General features: G+C 71.1%; 19 protein-coding genes and 1 pseudogene. 6 read left to right on the top strand and 14 right to left on the bottom strand.

From position 1 onward, the window contains the following. Positions 1-245 precede the first annotated feature (245 nt). The 4 genes from AB0H81_RS17040 to recQ form a co-directional block, all read right to left on the bottom strand. Positions 246-722 (bottom strand): hypothetical protein, encoded by a 477-nt coding sequence (locus AB0H81_RS17040; protein ID WP_358375290.1) that lies wholly within the window; start codon positions 720-722, stop codon positions 246-248. Positions 723-784: 62 nt separating this feature from the next. Then, positions 785-931, bottom strand: a complete 147-nt coding sequence (locus tag AB0H81_RS17035; RefSeq protein WP_358375288.1) for a hypothetical protein — start codon at positions 929-931, stop codon at positions 785-787. A 223-nt stretch (positions 932-1,154) separates the two neighbouring features. Next, the gene (locus AB0H81_RS17030; RefSeq protein WP_358375285.1) at positions 1,155-1,439 is read right to left on the bottom strand and encodes a hypothetical protein; all 285 of its coding nucleotides are present in this window, start codon (positions 1,437-1,439) and stop codon (positions 1,155-1,157) included. A gap of 275 nt (positions 1,440-1,714) precedes the next feature. After that, positions 1,715-3,526 carry a DNA helicase RecQ gene (gene recQ / locus AB0H81_RS17025; protein WP_358375283.1) on the bottom strand — a complete coding sequence of 604 codons (1,812 nt, stop codon included), beginning with the start codon at positions 3,524-3,526 and terminating at the stop codon, positions 1,715-1,717. Here recQ and AB0H81_RS17020 point away from each other — a divergent pair. From AB0H81_RS17020 to AB0H81_RS17005, 4 genes and pseudogenes are all read left to right on the top strand, one after another. Continuing rightward, a pseudogene (locus AB0H81_RS17020) lies at positions 3,513-4,016 on the top strand (SDR family NAD(P)-dependent oxidoreductase); the annotation flags it as partial. The gene recQ and the pseudogene AB0H81_RS17020 overlap by 14 nt on opposite strands. A 112-nt stretch (positions 4,017-4,128) precedes the next feature. Next, complete coding sequence (locus tag AB0H81_RS17015; protein ID WP_358375280.1) at positions 4,129-4,290, top strand: SDR family oxidoreductase; 162 nt, start codon at positions 4,129-4,131, stop codon at positions 4,288-4,290. A gap of 28 nt (positions 4,291-4,318) precedes the next feature. Then, positions 4,319-4,564, top strand: a complete 246-nt coding sequence (locus AB0H81_RS17010) for a type B 50S ribosomal protein L31 (protein ID WP_358375278.1) — start codon at positions 4,319-4,321, stop codon at positions 4,562-4,564. A 98-nt stretch (positions 4,565-4,662) separates the two neighbouring features. Continuing rightward, entirely contained in the window at positions 4,663-4,902 is a 240-nt protein-coding gene (locus AB0H81_RS17005; protein ID WP_358375275.1) for a DUF3040 domain-containing protein, read from the top strand. A gap of 67 nt (positions 4,903-4,969) precedes the next feature. On the opposite strand, the gene AB0H81_RS17000 is transcribed toward AB0H81_RS17005, so the two are convergent. The 3 genes from AB0H81_RS17000 to AB0H81_RS16990 form a co-directional block, all read right to left on the bottom strand. After that, on the bottom strand, positions 4,970-5,233 hold the full coding sequence (locus AB0H81_RS17000; RefSeq protein WP_358375273.1) for a DUF6343 family protein: 264 nt from the start codon (positions 5,231-5,233) through the stop codon (positions 4,970-4,972). 67 nt (positions 5,234-5,300) lie between these two features. After that, on the bottom strand, positions 5,301-6,005 hold the full coding sequence (locus AB0H81_RS16995) for a maleylpyruvate isomerase family mycothiol-dependent enzyme (RefSeq protein WP_358375270.1): 705 nt from the start codon (positions 6,003-6,005) through the stop codon (positions 5,301-5,303). Positions 6,006-6,219: 214 nt separating this feature from the next. Further along, complete coding sequence (locus AB0H81_RS16990) at positions 6,220-6,942, bottom strand: hypothetical protein (RefSeq protein WP_358375267.1); 723 nt, start codon at positions 6,940-6,942, stop codon at positions 6,220-6,222. A 187-nt stretch (positions 6,943-7,129) separates the two neighbouring features. Here AB0H81_RS16990 and AB0H81_RS16985 point away from each other — a divergent pair, with 187 nt between their 5' ends. Continuing rightward, a complete protein-coding gene (locus AB0H81_RS16985) occupies positions 7,130-8,002 on the top strand; it encodes a sugar kinase (protein WP_358375264.1) in 873 nt (290 codons plus the stop codon). 10 nt (positions 8,003-8,012) lie between these two features. On the opposite strand, the gene AB0H81_RS16980 is transcribed toward AB0H81_RS16985, so the two are convergent. Continuing rightward, positions 8,013-8,837: a hypothetical protein gene (locus AB0H81_RS16980; RefSeq protein ID WP_358375261.1), complete on the bottom strand. Its 825-nt coding sequence runs from the start codon at positions 8,835-8,837 to the stop codon at positions 8,013-8,015. A 116-nt stretch (positions 8,838-8,953) separates the two neighbouring features. On the opposite strand from AB0H81_RS16980, the gene AB0H81_RS16975 reads away from it, so the two are divergent. Next, positions 8,954-9,316: a DUF1622 domain-containing protein gene (locus AB0H81_RS16975; protein WP_358375258.1), complete on the top strand. Its 363-nt coding sequence runs from the start codon at positions 8,954-8,956 to the stop codon at positions 9,314-9,316. A gap of 6 nt (positions 9,317-9,322) precedes the next feature. On the opposite strand, the gene AB0H81_RS16970 is transcribed toward AB0H81_RS16975, so the two are convergent. The 6 genes from AB0H81_RS16970 to AB0H81_RS16945 form a co-directional block, all read right to left on the bottom strand. Then, positions 9,323-10,318 carry a LacI family DNA-binding transcriptional regulator gene (locus tag AB0H81_RS16970; RefSeq protein ID WP_358375256.1) on the bottom strand — a complete coding sequence of 332 codons (996 nt, stop codon included), beginning with the start codon at positions 10,316-10,318 and terminating at the stop codon, positions 9,323-9,325. Positions 10,319-10,353: 35 nt separating this feature from the next. After that, a complete protein-coding gene (locus AB0H81_RS16965; RefSeq protein ID WP_358375253.1) occupies positions 10,354-11,724 on the bottom strand; it encodes a GH1 family beta-glucosidase in 1,371 nt (456 codons plus the stop codon). Next, on the bottom strand, positions 11,721-12,524 hold the full coding sequence (locus AB0H81_RS16960) for a carbohydrate ABC transporter permease (RefSeq protein WP_358375250.1): 804 nt from the start codon (positions 12,522-12,524) through the stop codon (positions 11,721-11,723). The genes AB0H81_RS16965 and AB0H81_RS16960 overlap by 4 nt, the downstream gene beginning before the upstream one ends. Next, positions 12,521-13,477 (bottom strand): sugar ABC transporter permease, encoded by a 957-nt coding sequence (locus AB0H81_RS16955; protein WP_358375247.1) that lies wholly within the window; start codon positions 13,475-13,477, stop codon positions 12,521-12,523. The genes AB0H81_RS16960 and AB0H81_RS16955 overlap by 4 nt, the downstream gene beginning before the upstream one ends. Continuing rightward, positions 13,474-14,766, bottom strand: coding sequence for an extracellular solute-binding protein (locus AB0H81_RS16950; RefSeq protein ID WP_358375244.1), 1,293 nt, complete (start codon positions 14,764-14,766; stop codon positions 13,474-13,476). The genes AB0H81_RS16955 and AB0H81_RS16950 overlap by 4 nt, the downstream gene beginning before the upstream one ends. 198 nt (positions 14,767-14,964) lie before the next feature. Next, on the bottom strand, positions 14,965-15,213 hold a 249-nt coding region (locus AB0H81_RS16945), incomplete at its 5' end, for a substrate-binding domain-containing protein (RefSeq protein ID WP_358375241.1).

Genomic DNA, 15,213 nt, shown 5'->3' with positions numbered 1-15,213 from the left:
CTCGTATTGCATCGCGGTGCCCAGCCCGCTGAGCACCGCTTGATCAGATCGCGACATGCCCGGCGCCACCCAACCGACCATCCGCGTCGCCGTACGGATCGGGGCGAGCAGGTCCGCCCACTCCACGCCGCCGTGCTGGACGGGACGAGCGGGGCCGGCCACTCCAAGCTGCCGTGCCGGGCGGGACGAGCGGATCTGCCCCCTCCACACCAGGGCGCAGGGGCAGAGCCGGACCATCTATGGGGTCAGCGGACCGGTAGCCACACCCGGCCGGTCCCGCGTGTCCTGGTCAGGTCGAACCTCCAGCATCCCGGCTTCGGGAACACGAACCCCGTGCCCCACTCCTCACCCGGCCGCTTCCACGTGGACCCGCCGTGCTGCTCGGGCCCGAACGTCCGGCGGGCCCGCGTGCCGTCGGGCAACGTGGCCGTGACCGTCAGCGGCCCCTCACCGGTCATGCGCCACACGATCTTCACCTCGCGTCCCCGCTCGAACGGCGCGGGCGCGAACAGCAGCCCCCACACCTCCGCGCCCCGCCCTTGTCCGCGCACCTCCGGCAACCCGCCGTCTGCGCTGAGCCCGGACAGCCCATGGCAACCCGCCGCCACGGCCGAACCGGCACTCGTGGGCGCCGCTGTTCCCGCCTTCCCCGGTACTGCCGTTCCCGGTGTTCCGGCGCATCCTGCCAGCACGAGCACCACAACCACAACGATCGATCTCACGATGCCTCCTTGCTCTCTCACGTCCCGTACACCGGCACGCCGCAGGAGGTTCCAACCGCGATTTATGATCGTAAAAGGAAATAGAGGATCACGCCCAGGGCAATGAGCCAGATAATCGCCCCTGTCACCCCGACGACCAGGCACCCGGCCACCACGGTGCGCTTTCTTCCTCGGTCGCCCCATTCCTGGCGGCCGGAGTCCGGATCCATGGCAAGAGGCTACGCCACAAGTATTCGCGGCCGTGGCCGATGATTTCCGTTCCGGAATTCCCGGGCCCGGGCGCCGAATGCCTTTCGGGAAAGCGCGGAGGGCAGCGGCCTTGCGGGGTGTACGGCAGGCCGGTCCGAGGGGCGACTCGGACCGGCGTCACGAGCATGTGGCCGGGCGGCCGCGAGGATGCGCGTCGCCGAGCGCACGCTCACCGCTCACGAGTCACTGCTCGTACGACTCCAGGTCGTCGGTCTCGGTGACGATGTTCTCCCACCAGTACGGGCGCCAGCCGATCGCGGGGTTCTTGCACACCTCGGAGGTGTAGGACCCGGACACCACCTCGTCGTCGACCGCGTACACCCAGGTGGACGAGGTGCGTGAGGACGAGCTGCACTCGTTCCCGATGCCGTCGTCCCGATGCGCGGCCGCGGCGGCCGGGCCCGCCATCGTCCCGACCAGCGCGGCGGCGATGAGTAGCGGGCTGCCGGCGGCGATGAGGCTTCTCATGGTTCCCCCTGTTACCACGAAGCGACAGTTCATGATCACTGTACGTATCGGGTCGGAGGGATGCCGAGAGCGCCACGCCGATTGTCCGGCTAATGTGGCGGTGAAGCTGACCGTCCGGTTTCGGGGTCAGCGCGGTGGCGACGACCGTTCTTCGTGGGGCCGTCGCCACCGCCTCGCGCCGCCCCCATCGGTGTCCGTAAGCGTCCGCTCCGGTCAGGCGAACGGACGAGCCCAGCGGGTGAGGCCGCGTCACGTGGTCGGCCGCCGAGCCCGTGTCACGAGGCCAGGGTTTCCAGGACCTGTTCGCCGTACTTGGCCAGTTTGTTCTCCCCGACTCCGTTCACCTTGCCCAGTTCCGCCAGTGACGAGGGCGCCAGTGTGGCGATCTCGCGCAGCGTGGCGTCGTGGAAGATGACGTAGGCCGGGACGCCCTGCTCCTTGGCCGTGGCGGCGCGCCAGGCGCGCAGCCGCTCGAAGACGGGCGCCGCCTCCGCCGGCAGCTCCACCGCCTGCCGCGAGGAGGAGCCCCCGCCGGACGACGGCCGGGAGCGGGCGGGACGCGGGGTGTCGCGGCGCAGGCGGACCTCGCGCTGCCCGCGCAGCACGTCGGCGCTCGCGTCGGTGAGCACGAGCGTGCCGTGGGCCGGCTCGACCGCCAGCAGCCCCTGCGCCAGGAGCTGGCGCGCCACCCCGTGCCACTCGGCGTTGCCCAGGTCGGCCCCCACGCCGAACACGGTGAGCGAGTCATGCCCGTGCTGCAGCACCTTGGCCGTCTTCTTGCCGAGCAGGATGTCGACGATCTGCCCCACCCCGAATCTCTGCCGCCGCTCCCGGTCGAGCCGGAAGACCGTGGACAGCACCTTCTGGGCCGGGACCGTGGCGTCCCACGACTCGGGCGGCGCCTGGCAGGTGTCGCAGTTGCCGCAGGGCTTCTCCAGCTCCTGGCCGAAGTAGTCGAGGAGCATGACGCGGCGGCAGCCGGCGGTCTCGCACAGGGCGAGCATCGCGTCGAGGTGGAGGACCTGGCGCCGCCGGTGCGCCTCGTCGCCCTCCAGCGCCATGCGCCGGTGCTGCACGACGTCCTGCAGGCCGTAGGCCATCCAGGCGGTGGCGGGCAGGCCGTCGCGCCCGGCGCGGCCGGTCTCCTGGTAGTAGCCCTCGACCGACTTGGGCAGGTCGAGGTGGGCGACGAAGCGCACGTCAGGCTTGTCGATGCCCATGCCGAACGCGATCGTCGCCACGACGATCAGCCCGTCCTCGCGCAGGAACCGGGCCTGGTGGGCGGCCCGGGTGGCGGCGTCGAGACCCGCGTGGTAGGGCACGGCGGGGATGCCGTTGTCGGCCAGGAACTCGGCGATCTTCTCCACCGATGCCCGCGACAGGCAGTAGACGATGCCCGCGTCGCCGGGGTGCTCGGTGCGCAGGAACTCCAGCAGTTGCCGTCTCGGCTCGCTCTTGGCCGTGATGCGGTAGTGGATGTTGGGCCGGTCGAACCCGGCCACGAAGTGTCTGGCCTGGTCGAGACCCAGCCGGGAGGAGATCTCGGCGTGCGTGGCCGGGGTGGCCGTGGCGGTCAGCGCGATGCGCGGCACCTCCGGCCAGCGCTCGTGCAGCCCGGACAGCGCGAGGTAGTCGGGCCGGAAGTCGTGGCCCCACTGCGACACGCAGTGCGCCTCGTCGATCGCGAACAGCGAGATGTCGCCCCTGGCGAGCAGGCGCAGGGTGGAGTCGACCCGCAGCCGCTCGGGCGCGAGATAGAGCAGGTCGAGCTCGCCGCCCAGGAACGCGGCCTCGACCGCCTGCCGTTCGTCGAAGCCCTGCGTCGAGTTGAGGAACCCCGCGCGCACGCCGAGCGCTCTCAGCGCGTCGACCTGGTCCTGCATGAGCGCGATCAGCGGCGAGATCACCACGCCGACGCCGGGCCGCACGAGCGCCGGGATCTGGTAGCACAGCGACTTGCCGCCACCGGTCGGCATGAGGACCAGCGCGTCGCCGCCCTGCACGACGTGCTCGATGATGTCCTGCTGGCCTTCGCGGAACGAGTCGTAGCCGAACACCCGGTGCAGGACCTCGATGGGGGTATCCATGCGGCTACCTTACGTGATCGGGGATGATCGCCCGCACGGATTCGCCGAAGGCGATGCCGAAATCCCCGTGCCCTGGCCCGGTGTGGGGCCATCGGCCTGGATTGTTCCCCCAAGTCGGCCGCGTAGCGTGGGGATCATGAGCTTGTCGTACGTGGTGACCGGCGGAGGGCGCGGGATCGGCAGGGCCGTCGTGGAGCGGCTGCTCGCCAGGCGCGAACGCGGCGAGACGGTGAGCGTGGTGGCCGTGGAGCGCGACGCCGCCGCTCTCTCCTGGACGGGCGACGGGGTGGTCCCGGTCGTCGGCGACGCCTCCGACGAGGCCGTCGTCGAGCGGGCGGCCGACCTGGCCCAGGATTCGGGCACGCTCGCGGGCTGGGTCAACAACGCCGCCGTCTTCCATGACGCCTCCGTCCACACCCGCAGCCTGCCGTACTCCACCGCGAAGGCCGCCATCGAGGGCCTGACCAGGGCGCTGGCGGTCGAGTACGGCAAGCGCGGCATCCGGGTCAACGCCGTCGCGCCGGGGTCGGTGGCGACGGAGAGGTACGAGGAGTTCCTGGCCGCGCTGGGGCCCGGAGGGGGCGGCCGGGATCGAGGCGGAGATGGCGCGGCTGCACCCGCTCGGCAGGGTGGCGTCCCCCGCCGAGATCGCCGCCGCCGTGGCATACCTGCTGTCGGACGACGCCGCGTTCGTGAGCGGCGTGACGATGCCCGTGGACGGCGGCCGGTCGGTGCTCGGACTGGACCCGGAAGCGCGGGAATGAAAACCGTTGCCACCCGGTTGAGCGGGACATGAAGAAGAACCTGCACCCGTCGTACCGCCCCGTCGTCTTCCGCGACCCGAGCGCGGGGTTCGCCTTCCTCACCCGGTCCACCGTGACCAGCGCGAAGACCGTCGAGTGGGAGGACGGCCGCACGTACCCCGTCGTGGACGTGGACGTCTCCTCCGCGAGCCATCCCTTCTACACCGGCCGCGGGCGGATCGTGGACAGCGCCGGACGCGTCGAGCGTTTCAGGCAGCGGTACGGCAAGAACTGACCGAACAAACTTACGACCCAGTTCGGACATAAGCGGTCGCATGCCCCCATTACTTGTGGGTACAAAGCCTTCACCGGCGTGGGAGCATGGTGATCTCGATGGGTCTCACTGGAAAGGAACGCCGCATCCTCGCGGAGATCGAGCACGCCCTGGCCCTGGAAGACCCGGACCTGGCCAGGCGCGTCGCGGCGATCAACAGCATCGAAGCAGGCGGCGAAGGCTACATGCGGCCATACGGGGAACGAGCGCGCGGCTGGGTGAGACGCCACGTGTGGTTGATCGTGCTCTCGGTGCTGCTGGTGGTGGCACTCCTCACGCTGGCGGTGCTCGTCGCCTGACAGCCGTCCTCGTCGCCTGACGGCCGGGCTCAGCAGCCCCTCATGCCGGGCCGGAGCGGCGTGGGGCTCAGCGGCCCGACCGGCCGCGGCGCCGCCGCACCACCGCGAGGTCGATCGCCGCGATGATCGCCACCACGGCGCCGATCGCCGCCTCCCAGGCCCACACCTCGGCGCCCGTGCTCATCGCGCTGAACGCGAAGAACACGGCCGCCGTCACCCCCGCCACCAGCGCCACCGTCGACAGTGCCCGCCGGGCGCGCAGCGGGCTGCGCGCGGACGACGGCTCGGTCCCCGAGCGGTCACGCAGCCACATGTCTCCTCCCACATCCATACGAGCCACACCTCATACGAGCCACACCTCATACGAGGCGGTTCGCCCGCGAGGCGGTCCCCGGTCGTCAGGCCAGGCAGCGCAGCCTCTCGGCGAGCCGCGGGTCGACCCTGTGGCCGGCCGGGAGCCGCCCCACCGTCGCCTCGGCGAACTCCGGGTACGACAGCGTCGCGCTCACCCCGCCGGCGTACACCCAGATCGCATCCGCCGTCTGCTCGACCTGGACGTCGGCCCCCTGCTCGGCCAGGGCGAACCGCCCCACCTCGACCCGCCACAGCGTCCGTCCCTCGATCTCCTGGTCGGTGACCGGGGCGCCGACGTCGTCGGCGTGCGTCGCGTACTCCGAGTCGTAGTGGAACGTCTGCAGCCCCACCGGGTACGGCCCGGCCATGGTGTCGATCAGGTGGTCGGCGCCCAGCTCGCGCATGCGGCGGCGGGTGTCGCCGTTCTGCTCGCGCCACTCCTCGAGCACGGCACGCACGGGCATGGGCCGGCGCTGCCGTACGGACCACTCGTTGAAGTCGTGGAACCCGTTCACCCCCTCGCGGGCGAGGCGGGCCAGCAGGTCCTGGACGTTGCCGTCGAGGCAGGCGTGGTTGTAGAGCTCCTCGCCCGCCAGATGCGCGAGGACGTCACGCACCGACCAGCCTTCGCACCGCGACGGCCGGTCCCAGCCCTCGTCGTCGAGACCGGAGAAGAACCGGTCGAGTCTGGCCGCCTCGGCGTCGAAGATGTCGAACGGATCGAACTCTTTCAGCAGGTCGTCAGCCATATTTCGACGCTACCCCCAGGGCGCCGCCTCTCACGGCCGCCCACCGCGAGCCCGACGAAGGCGGGAGCCCGGTGAACGACGCGAGCCCGGCCCCCGTGGGGACCGGGCTCGCGCTCGGACGTGCTGCCCGGTCATGACGGCCGGGTCGTGCTCAGTTGTGCTCACCGGTCATGACGACCGGATCGCGCTCACCGGTCGTGACGACCGGTCGAGCTCAGTGACGCCAGGAGATCACGCGGACGTAGTCCGTGCGGCTCTCGGAGCCCTGGAGCTCGTCGTTGCCCTCGTAGACGGCCTTGAACGTCCCGCTCTTCCAGGCGCGGCTCTTGGTGGTGAACTTGCCGCCCCACTTGGTGGTGGCGGAGGCGACCCACTTCCAGCCGCTGGAGCCGTTGGCGCGGTAGTAGACGTTCACCTTCTCGCCGCGGACGCCCTCCCAGCCTTCGTCATCCACCTGGAGACGGCCGGAGAACCAGACCGACTTGCCCTTGCGGACCTTGTAGGGGTCGGCGCTGAAGCGGGAGATCCGCGTCTCGGCCTTGTCCTGCTGGATCTCGACGCTGAAGACGGCCTCGTCGGTCGCGACGACCTTGCCGTCCTTGAACGCCTGGGCGGTGGCGCGCCACTTGCCCGCGGGGTCGTCGGAGTTGAACGGGACGCTGAAGCGCCAGGACTCGACCTGCTTGGCCTCCTGAGCGCGCAGCGTGCGCACGCCCAGGGGGGTGACGCTCAGCTTGACGTTGTCCACGTCGCTGCTGGCGTCGACCTTGAAGAACGCCTCCGTCTCGCTGTCGCCCTTGACGACAACCGGGTTAGGCGAGATGTCCCTGATGTCGACGGTGGACGCCTTGGTCTTGGCCATGGCGGCGCCGCCACCCGACACGAGCATGGCCGCGCCCACGAGGGCGGAGACGATACCTACAGCGATCTTTCTCATGAGGGTGCTGATTCCTCTCCCCGTATCGCTGGAGCCGGCCCGGGAAGCCGGCTCGCTTTTACTACTTAGAGCCACCATATGGGGAAAAGGTTGTGCAAAGTTACGACAAAAATTCGATCACTCACGCTACCTGGGCAATCAGCCAGAAAATCCTGTGGAGATACACAGACCGGCTACAGTCTCGCCCATGACGGACGTCTACACCCTTGGCGAGGCGCTGGGAGTGGTCTCCAGCGGCCGGGTCCGCCACGAGTCCGAGGCCCGGCTCGACGTCTGCGGACCCGAGTTCACGCTGGCCATCGCCCTGGCCCGGCTCGGTCACCGGGCCTGCTTCCTCGGCAAGGTCGGGGGTGACGAGCTGGGGGCGAGAGTCCTCACGGTGCTGAGGGGCGAGGGCGTCGACGTCGGCGACGTACGGGTCAGCGAGGGCGCCCGTACCGGGATGCTCCTCAGGGAGTCGCGTGTGGGGCGGGAACCGCAGGTGGCCCACTACCGCGCCGGGTCGGCCGGCTCGGCCCTCTCGCCGGGCAACGTGCCGATCGACCGCATCGCGGCCGCCAAGATGCTGCACGTCACCGGCCTGACGGCGGGGCTCGGCCGGGGCGCGCTCGAAGCGGTCCGCGCCGCCGTGAGCGCCGCCCGCACCGCCGAGGTGGTCATCTCGTTCGCCGTCGACTACGTCCCGGAGCTGTGGCCCTCGGTACGCGAGGCGGAGGAGGTGCTGAGCGAGCTGGCCTGCGAGTCCCACCTGCTGTTCCTCGCCCAGGACGAGCTGGACCTCGTCAAGCCCGCGCTCACGCCGGAGCGGGAGGTGGTGGTGCACCGGGGCATGAAGGGCGCCAGCGTGCGCGCCCACCGGATGCGCTACGACGCGCCGGGGCTCCAGGTGCCGATCGTGGACACGGCCGGCTCGGGTGACGCGTTCGTGGCCGGGTACATCAGCGCGGCGCTGGACGGGCTGACGCCCCAGGAGCGGCTGCACCGCGGCACGGTGCTGTGCGCGGCGGCCGTGAGCAGCGCCAGCGACTGGCAGGGCCTCCCCACCCGCTCCGACCTCTAGACGAGTCGCTCTAGCCGCGACGGGGACGGCGGGTCAGGAGGCCGCCGATCCCCGCCGCCACGATCAGCGCCGAGCCGCCCAGCAGGAGGGCCCGCCCGTCCGGGCCGGCCTCGCCGCCGCCACCGGTTTCCGCCCCCGCCTTGGGGACGACGGACGAACGCTCGCGGGTGCTCTCCGTCTCGTCCTCCGAGGCATCAGAGGTGTCGGAGCTGTCGGCGGACGGCGTCTCGTCCTCCGAGGTGTCGTCGGACGGCGAGGAGTCGGGGTCGGGGTCCGTGCCCCCGGCGGCGACCGTCAGCGTGTACGCGGAGAGCTGTCCGGTACTGGTCGGCGTGCACTCGATCAGGGGCGTGTTCTCGGCCGTCCCGATGTTGATCGCCCCGGGCCGGACGGAGCCGGTGCCCGCGCTGCGAGCGGTGGCCTTCATCGCCACGCTGGTGGGCAGGGTGAGGGCCTGCCCGGGGGTGAGGGCGCCGAGGGAACCCGTCCCGGTGGCGGAGGTGAGCTGCGGTAACCCCGAGATCCCGGCGTGCGGGTAGAGGTTCAACCCCGCGGGCAGCCCGGTCGAGGGCGCCTTCAGCTCCGAGCCCGTCTCGTACGTGCCGCTCCACATGATGGAGAACTGCTCTCCCACGACGGCCGAGGTCGGCATCGTCAGCGTCACCCGGATGCGCACGGTCTGGGCCGGCACGGAGGCGCCGGTGCAGGTGTAGTCGACCACGTCCACGCTCGCCCGCGCCGCGGACGACGCCCCGAGCGGCGCGAAGCCCGCCAGCGTCAGCGCCGCCGCCGAGGCGGCGAGGCGGATCCGAGCCCTGGACGTAAGCACCGGCATGACGCTCCCATCGACCGCGGTTCGACTGGAGCTCCAGCATCCCAGTCGTTGATCACAGGCGGATTGAGATCGTGAGGGGAGCCGGATGGGCATGTAGACGCCGAGGGGGGAGCGGCGTGAAGGACGTCATCGAGATCATCGGCGAGGTCATGGACTTCGCCGGTGTGCTCGTCATCGCCGCCGGCATCCTGGTCGCGAGCGTGGCCTTCGGGTTGAGGTACGTCCGCACGCGCCGGGTGGCCGGTCTCTACGCGACGTTCCGGCAGGGGGTGGGCCGGGCGATCCTGCTCGGCCTGGAGCTGCTGGTGGCGGCCGACATCATCAGGACCGTGGCCGTCTCGCCCACGTTCGGGAGCGTGGGCGTGCTGGCCGTGATCGTGGCGGTCCGCACGTTCCTCAGCTTCTCGCTCCAGGTGGAGCTGGAGGGCCGGCTGCCGTGGCAGCGGCGGCCCGCCCCGGCACAGGAGCCGCCGGGCTGAACGACGTCAGGCCGACGCGCGCACCACCAGCTCCGTCGGCAGGATCACCGGATCGGCCGGGCCGCCCTCCGCCAGCCCGAGCAGCAGCCGCACCATCGCCGTCGCCTGCTCCACCACCGGATGGCGGACCGTCGTCAGTGGCGGCTCGGTGTACCGGGCGGCCTCGATGTCGTCGAACCCCACCACCGCCACGTCGTCCGGCACCCGGCGGCCCGCCTGCCGCAGCGACTGGAGCGCGCCCACCGCCATCAGGTCGTTGGCCACGAACACCGCGTCGAGGCCCGGGTCGTCGCCGAGAAGCTGGCGCATCGCCACCGCGCCCGACTCGCGCGTGAAGTCGCCGACCGCGACGATCGAGCGGCGGTCGGAGTCGCGCAGCACGTTGCGGTAGCCGGTCAGCCGGTCCTGGCCGCCGATCATGTCCTGCGGGCCGGCGATCGTGGCGATCCGCCGCCGTCCCGCGGCCACCAGGTGGCGCACCGCCAGCTCGGCCCCGCCCACGTTGTCGTTGTCGACGTACGGGATGTCGACGGGGACGGCGGGCCGGCCGTACGAGACGACCGGGACGCGCAGCCGGGACAGCGCGGCCGGGAGCGGGTCGGCCCCGTGCATGGAGATGAGCATGACCCCGTCGACGTGCCCGCCCGCGATGTAGCGCTCCACCCGCGCGTGACTGCTGGCCGAGGAGGCCAGCATGAGCACCACCTGCTTGTTGACGGTCTCCAGCTCGACGCTCGCCGAGCGGATCACCGTGGAGAACAGGGGATCCTCGGAGAACACCCGGGTCGGCGGCTCCGACACGACGAGCGCGACCGAGTCGGTGCGCTGCGTGACGAGGCTGCGCGCCGCCGGGTTGGGCACGTAGCCCAGCTCGTCGATGGCGCGCAGCACGGCGTCGCGGATCTGCGGCGCCACGGTCGTCTGCCCGTTGACGACCCGGGAGGCGGTGGCGCGGGAGACCCCGGCGCGGGCGGCGACCGCCTCCAGGGTCGGCCGCCTCACGTCAGCACCAGGGAGAGGGAGAACACGCAAGGAATCTACAGCCCGTTCCTGCCGATCACGTCCCTGAACCACAGCGCGCTGTCCTTAGGTGTACGGGCCTGGGTGGCGTAGTCGACGTGGACGATGCCGAACCGGCGCCGGTACCCTTCGGCCCACTCGAAGTTGTCCAGCAGCGACCACACGAGGTAGCCGCGCAGGTCGGCGCCCGCCTCGATGGCGCGGTGCGCCTCGCGCAGGTGTCCCTCCAGGTAGGAGACCCGGTCGGCGTCGTGGATCCGGCCGTCCACGACCACGTCCTCGAAGGCCGCGCCGTTCTCGGTGACCATGAGCGGGATGCCCGGGTAGTCGCGCGACAGCCGGAGGAGCAGCCGCGACAGCCCGTCCGGCACGATCGGCCAGCCCATGGCCGTGGGCGGGACGTCGACGCCGCGGAAGCCGACGTCCTCCGCGCCCGGCCAGGCGGCGTCGGCCGGTTCGCCGGGACCCGCCTCGACCACGCACGGGTTGTAGTAGTTCACGCCGATCCGGTCGATCGGCACGGCGATCAGCTCCAGGTCGCCGTCCTGGATGTGGCCGGTGCCGCCGTTGCGCCCCGCCGCCTCCAGCACCGCCTCCGGGTAGCGGCCGTGGACCACCGGGTCGAGGAACTGCCGGGTCAGCAGGGCGTGCACACGCTCCACGGCCGCGGCGTCCGCCTCGCCCGGCACCGCGGACGGGTCGCCGACCTGGGCGGGGGTGAGCACGGGGGCCGAGTTGACGACGAGCATGAGCTGCTCGGCGCCCAGCGCGCGCAGCCGGGCCGCCGCGAGGCCGTGGCCGAGCAGCAGGTGGTGCGCGGCGCGCATGGCCGCCGCCGGGTCGCGGCGGCCCGGCGCGTGGACGCCGTTGCCGTAGCCGAGGTACGCGGAGACCCACGGCTCGTTCAGCGTCGTCCAGTGGCGCACCCGGTCGCCCAGCCGGGCGTGCACGGCCTCGGCGTAGTCGGCCAGCCGGTGGGCGGTGTCGCGGGCGGCCCACCCGCCGCGATCCTCCAGCGCCTGGGGCAGGTCCCAGTGGTAGAGCGTGACGTACGGGGTGATGCCGGCGGCGAGCAGCTCGTCCACGAGCCGGTCGTAGAAGGCGAGGCCGCGGGGGTTGGCGGGGCCCGTGCCGTCCGGCTGGACGCGCGGCCAGGCCACGGAGAACCGGTAGGCGGCCAGTCCCAGTTCCCGCATGAGCGCGACGTCGCCGGTGTGGCGGTGGTAGTGGTCGCAGGCGACGTCGCCGGTGTCGCCGTCCGCGACGTTCCCGGGGGTGTGGGAGAAGACGTCCCAGATCGACTGGCCGCGCCCGTCCTCCTTGACCGCCCCCTCGATCTGGTAGGAGGCCGTGGCGGCCCCCCAGACGAAGCTTTCCGGAAACATCATCCTTTGACCGCTCCTTGCATGATTCCGCCGATGATCTGCCTGCCGAACAGGGCGAAGACGAGGACGAGGGGGAGGGTGCCGACCGCCGTGCCGGCCAGGCCCAGCACGTAATCGTTGACGTAACCGCTGGCCAGGGTCGACAGGGCCACCTGCACGGTCGGGTTGTCCGGGGTGAGGACGACCAGCGGCCAGAAGTAGTCGTTCCAGGCCGACATGAAGGTCAGCATGCCGAGCACCGCCGCCGCCGGCCGCGCGACCGGCAGCACGACGTGCCAGAACAGCCCCCACGTCGTGCACCCGTCCACCCGGCCCGCCTCCAGCAGCTCGCCCGGCAGGGCGCGCGAGAGGAACTGGGTCATGAAGAACACCCCGAAGGCGTTGACCAGCGCGGGCACGACCAGCGCGTACATGGTGCCGGTCCACTCCAGCTTCACCATGAGCAGGTAGAGCGGGATGATGCCGAGCTGCGCCGGCACGGTCATGGTGGCGACCGTCACCAGCAGCAGCGCGTTGCGGCCCCGGAAGCGGAGCTTGGCGAACGCGAACCCGGCCAGCGTGGACAGGAACATCACCGCGACCGCGATGGAGCCGGCGACCAGCACCGAGTTGAGCAGCGCCAGGCCGAACGGCACGGTGTCGAAGACGCGCGTGACGTTGGCGAGGAGGTTGCCGCCCGGCAGCAGCGGCGGCGGCACCTGGGCCAGCGCCGAGTTGTGCCGGGAGGCCACGACCACGCTGTAGTAGAGCGGGAAGGCGGAGAAGAAGACCACCGCGACGAGGGTGAGGTGGCGCAGCCTCATGCCAGGCCGCCCCTCATCCGGCGGGTGAGCAGGTAGTTGACCCCCGCGACCAGCACCACGGCGACGAACATCAGCCAGGAGGCCGCCGCGGCGTAGCCGAAGTCGAACTTGGTGAAGCCCTGCTCGTAGACGAACAGCGCGAGCGTCTGGTACTGCCGGTCGGGCCCGCCGCTCGCGCCGACGCCGCCGGCGCCGCTGCTCGCGCTGAACAGCAGCGGCTCGGCGATGATCTGCATGGCGCCGATCGTGGAGACCACGACCACGAAGACGATCGTCGGCCGGATCATCGGGAGCGTGATCCTGCGGAGCTGGGTGAACCCGCTCGCGCCGTCAAGGGTGGCCGCCTCGTACAGCTCGCGCGGGACGGCCTGCATGGCCGCCAGGAAGATCAGCGCGTTGTACCCCGTCCAGCGCCACATGATCATCGTGGACAGGGCGACGTGGGAGGTGGCCGTGCCCGCCGCCCAGTCCACCGCGCCGGCGCCGAACCAGGACAGCACCCAGTTGATCAGCCCGAAGTCACGGCCGAAGAGCTGGCTGAAGATGACGACGACGGCCACCACGCTGGTGACGTTGGGCAGCAGCAGCGACACCCGGAACAGCGTCTGGAACCGCAGCGGCCGGTTGAGCAGGTGAGCCAGCCAGATCGCGAGGAGGAGCTGCGGCGCGGTGGACAGGACGCCGATGGACAGCGTGTTGACCACGGCGTTCCAGAAGTAGCCGTCGGCCAGCAGCGTGGCGTAGTTGGCGGCGCCCACGTACGCGTGCTCGTCCGACAGCAGCGTCCAGTCGTGCAGGCTCACCCAGGCGGTGTAGGCCAGCGGGAACAGCCCGAAGGCGCAGAAGAGCAGCAGGAACGGCGCGACGTAGGCGTACGGCGACACCCTCACGTCGAGGGTGTGCCGCACGCCCCGCCGGTGCCGCCGGGCCACGGCGAGGGGGAGGGAGCTCATCGGATCTTCTTGACGTCCTCGAGGACCTGCGCCCAGGCCTGGTCGGGGGTCTGCTTGCCCTGCTCGACCCGGCCCAGGCCGTCGCCGATGACGACGCGGACCTCGGCCTCCTTGGGCCCGAGGTGCTGCGGCTTGAGCGCCTTGGCGGCCTCCGAGTAGATCTTGCCGATGGGCGCGTCGCCGAAGAACGGCTTGGTGAAGCTCTGGATCGACGGGTCGTCGTACAGGGCCGGGATCGACGGGAACGTGCCCTCCTCCTTGAAGACCCTGGCCTGGTTCTCCTTGGAGGTGAGGAAGTCGATCAGCTCGGCCGCCTCCTTGGGGTGCTTGCTCTGCTTGGGGATCAGCAGGTGGGAGCCGCCGCTGTTGCCGGAGCCGCCGGGCACGGTCGCGATGTCCCACTTGCCGCTCGCGTCCTTGGCCTGCTCCTGGATGTAGCCGGTCATCCAGGCCGGGCAGATGATCGTGGCGAACGAGCCCTTGGCGAAGCCGGTGTTCCACGGCGGGGAGAAGGCGGCCAGCTTGGCGGTCAGCTTCTCGGACGTGAGCTGGTTGGACAGGTCCCACGCCTTCTTCACGTCCGGGTTGGAGCCCACGATGATCTGGTCCTGGTCGTCGTACAGGCCGGTCGGGGCCTGGTTGACCATGGCGCGGAGGATCTCGCCGGGGCTGTCGACGAACTTGGCGCCCGCCACGCCGGCCGCCGCGAACTTCCGGCCGGTCTCGATGTACTGCTCCCAGGTCGGCCAGAGCGCGGCGACCTCGGCCCGGTCGGTGGGCAGGCCGGCCTTGGCGAACAGGTCCTTGCGGTAGCACATGGCCAGGCCGCCCACGTCGGTGCCGAGGCCGAGGAGCTGGCCGCCCTGCTTGCTCAGGCCCTGCTGCCACTTCCAGTCGAGGTACTCGCCCTGCCGTTTGTCCAGGCCGTACTGCTTGAGGTCGTGGAACTTGGCGGGCTGGGCGGTGAAGGTGCTGATGTAGCCCACCTCGACGGCCTCGATGTCGTTCGCGCCGGCGTTGGTGGCCAGGCGCTTGACCAGGTTGTTGTGGTGGTCGTTGAACTGGGTGACGTTCTCGGTGATCTCGATGTCCGGGTGGGTCTTCTTGTACTCCTCGTAGAGCGGTTTGAAGCCGAAGTCGCCGAACAGGCCGACGGTGAGCTTGATCTTCTCTCCCGGCTTGGCGGCGGCGGTCCCGGCGGTGTCACCTCCGCCGCCGCAGGCGGTGGCCAGGGCCAGGAGAGAGGCGGTGAGGAGGGGGACGGTCAGGCGCTGGAGGCGAGGAGGCATGGGGAACCCTCCGGGGTCGTGGCGGGGGGAATGATCCGGCTGAGAGAGCGCTCTCTCGCAAGAGTCGCCAAGCTCACCCATAGCTGTCAATTGCTGGGAGGTAACGATCGAAGGGCGTGAGAGAGCGCGTTCACGGCCGGGACGTGGGGCGCGGACCTGGGAAAGCGTTTGCGAACGGGGAAGGCGTGCCGGGAGGGGTCAGGCGCGGCGGGTGGAGTCGCGGACGAGGAGCTCTATGGGGTGGACGCGCTCGGCGCCCGGCTGCGCGCGCCCGGCGAGCAGGTCGAACAGCAGCGCCGCGCACCGCACCCCGGCCTCGCGGGGCCGCAGGTCGATGGCGGTGATGGGCGGGTCGGCGAGCTGCATCGCCTGGCTGTCGACGCACGACGCCAGGAGCAGGTCGCGGCCGGGCACGCGGCCCTCCTCTCGCAGCAGCGGCCCGAGCCC

Source organism: Nonomuraea sp. NPDC050691, from assembly GCF_040654455.1.
Lineage (GTDB): Bacteria > Actinomycetota > Actinomycetes > Streptosporangiales > Streptosporangiaceae > Nonomuraea.
The sequence above is the reverse complement of the archived record's forward strand: the minus strand, read 5'-3'. Positions and strand labels throughout refer to the sequence as shown.

Bases quoted from the DNA above. Each gene is read 5' to 3' on its own strand.
- AB0H81_RS16960 (WP_358375250.1), bottom strand. From the start codon at position 12,524: ATGAGGCTGCGCCACCTCACCCTCGTCGCGGTGGTCTTCTTCTCCGCC.
- AB0H81_RS17000 (WP_358375273.1), bottom strand. From the start codon at position 5,233: ATGGATGTGGGAGGAGACATGTGGCTGCGTGACCGCTCGGGGACCGAG.
- AB0H81_RS17015 (WP_358375280.1), top strand. From the start codon at position 4,129: ATGGCGCGGCTGCACCCGCTCGGCAGGGTGGCGTCCCCCGCCGAGATC.
- AB0H81_RS17035 (WP_358375288.1), bottom strand. From the start codon at position 931: ATGGATCCGGACTCCGGCCGCCAGGAATGGGGCGACCGAGGAAGAAAG.
- AB0H81_RS16995 (WP_358375270.1), bottom strand. From the start codon at position 6,005: ATGGCTGACGACCTGCTGAAAGAGTTCGATCCGTTCGACATCTTCGAC.
- AB0H81_RS17030 (WP_358375285.1), bottom strand. From the start codon at position 1,439: ATGAGAAGCCTCATCGCCGCCGGCAGCCCGCTACTCATCGCCGCCGCG.
- AB0H81_RS16990 (WP_358375267.1), bottom strand. From the start codon at position 6,942: ATGAGAAAGATCGCTGTAGGTATCGTCTCCGCCCTCGTGGGCGCGGCC.
- AB0H81_RS16980 (WP_358375261.1), bottom strand. From the start codon at position 8,837: ATGCCGGTGCTTACGTCCAGGGCTCGGATCCGCCTCGCCGCCTCGGCG.
- AB0H81_RS16985 (WP_358375264.1), top strand. From the start codon at position 7,130: ATGACGGACGTCTACACCCTTGGCGAGGCGCTGGGAGTGGTCTCCAGC.
- recQ (WP_358375283.1), bottom strand. From the start codon at position 3,526: ATGGATACCCCCATCGAGGTCCTGCACCGGGTGTTCGGCTACGACTCG.
- AB0H81_RS17010 (WP_358375278.1), top strand. From the start codon at position 4,319: ATGAAGAAGAACCTGCACCCGTCGTACCGCCCCGTCGTCTTCCGCGAC.
- AB0H81_RS16965 (WP_358375253.1), bottom strand. From the start codon at position 11,724: ATGATGTTTCCGGAAAGCTTCGTCTGGGGGGCCGCCACGGCCTCCTAC.
- AB0H81_RS16950 (WP_358375244.1), bottom strand. From the start codon at position 14,766: ATGCCTCCTCGCCTCCAGCGCCTGACCGTCCCCCTCCTCACCGCCTCT.
- AB0H81_RS17005 (WP_358375275.1), top strand. From the start codon at position 4,663: ATGGGTCTCACTGGAAAGGAACGCCGCATCCTCGCGGAGATCGAGCAC.
- AB0H81_RS16955 (WP_358375247.1), bottom strand. From the start codon at position 13,477: ATGAGCTCCCTCCCCCTCGCCGTGGCCCGGCGGCACCGGCGGGGCGTG.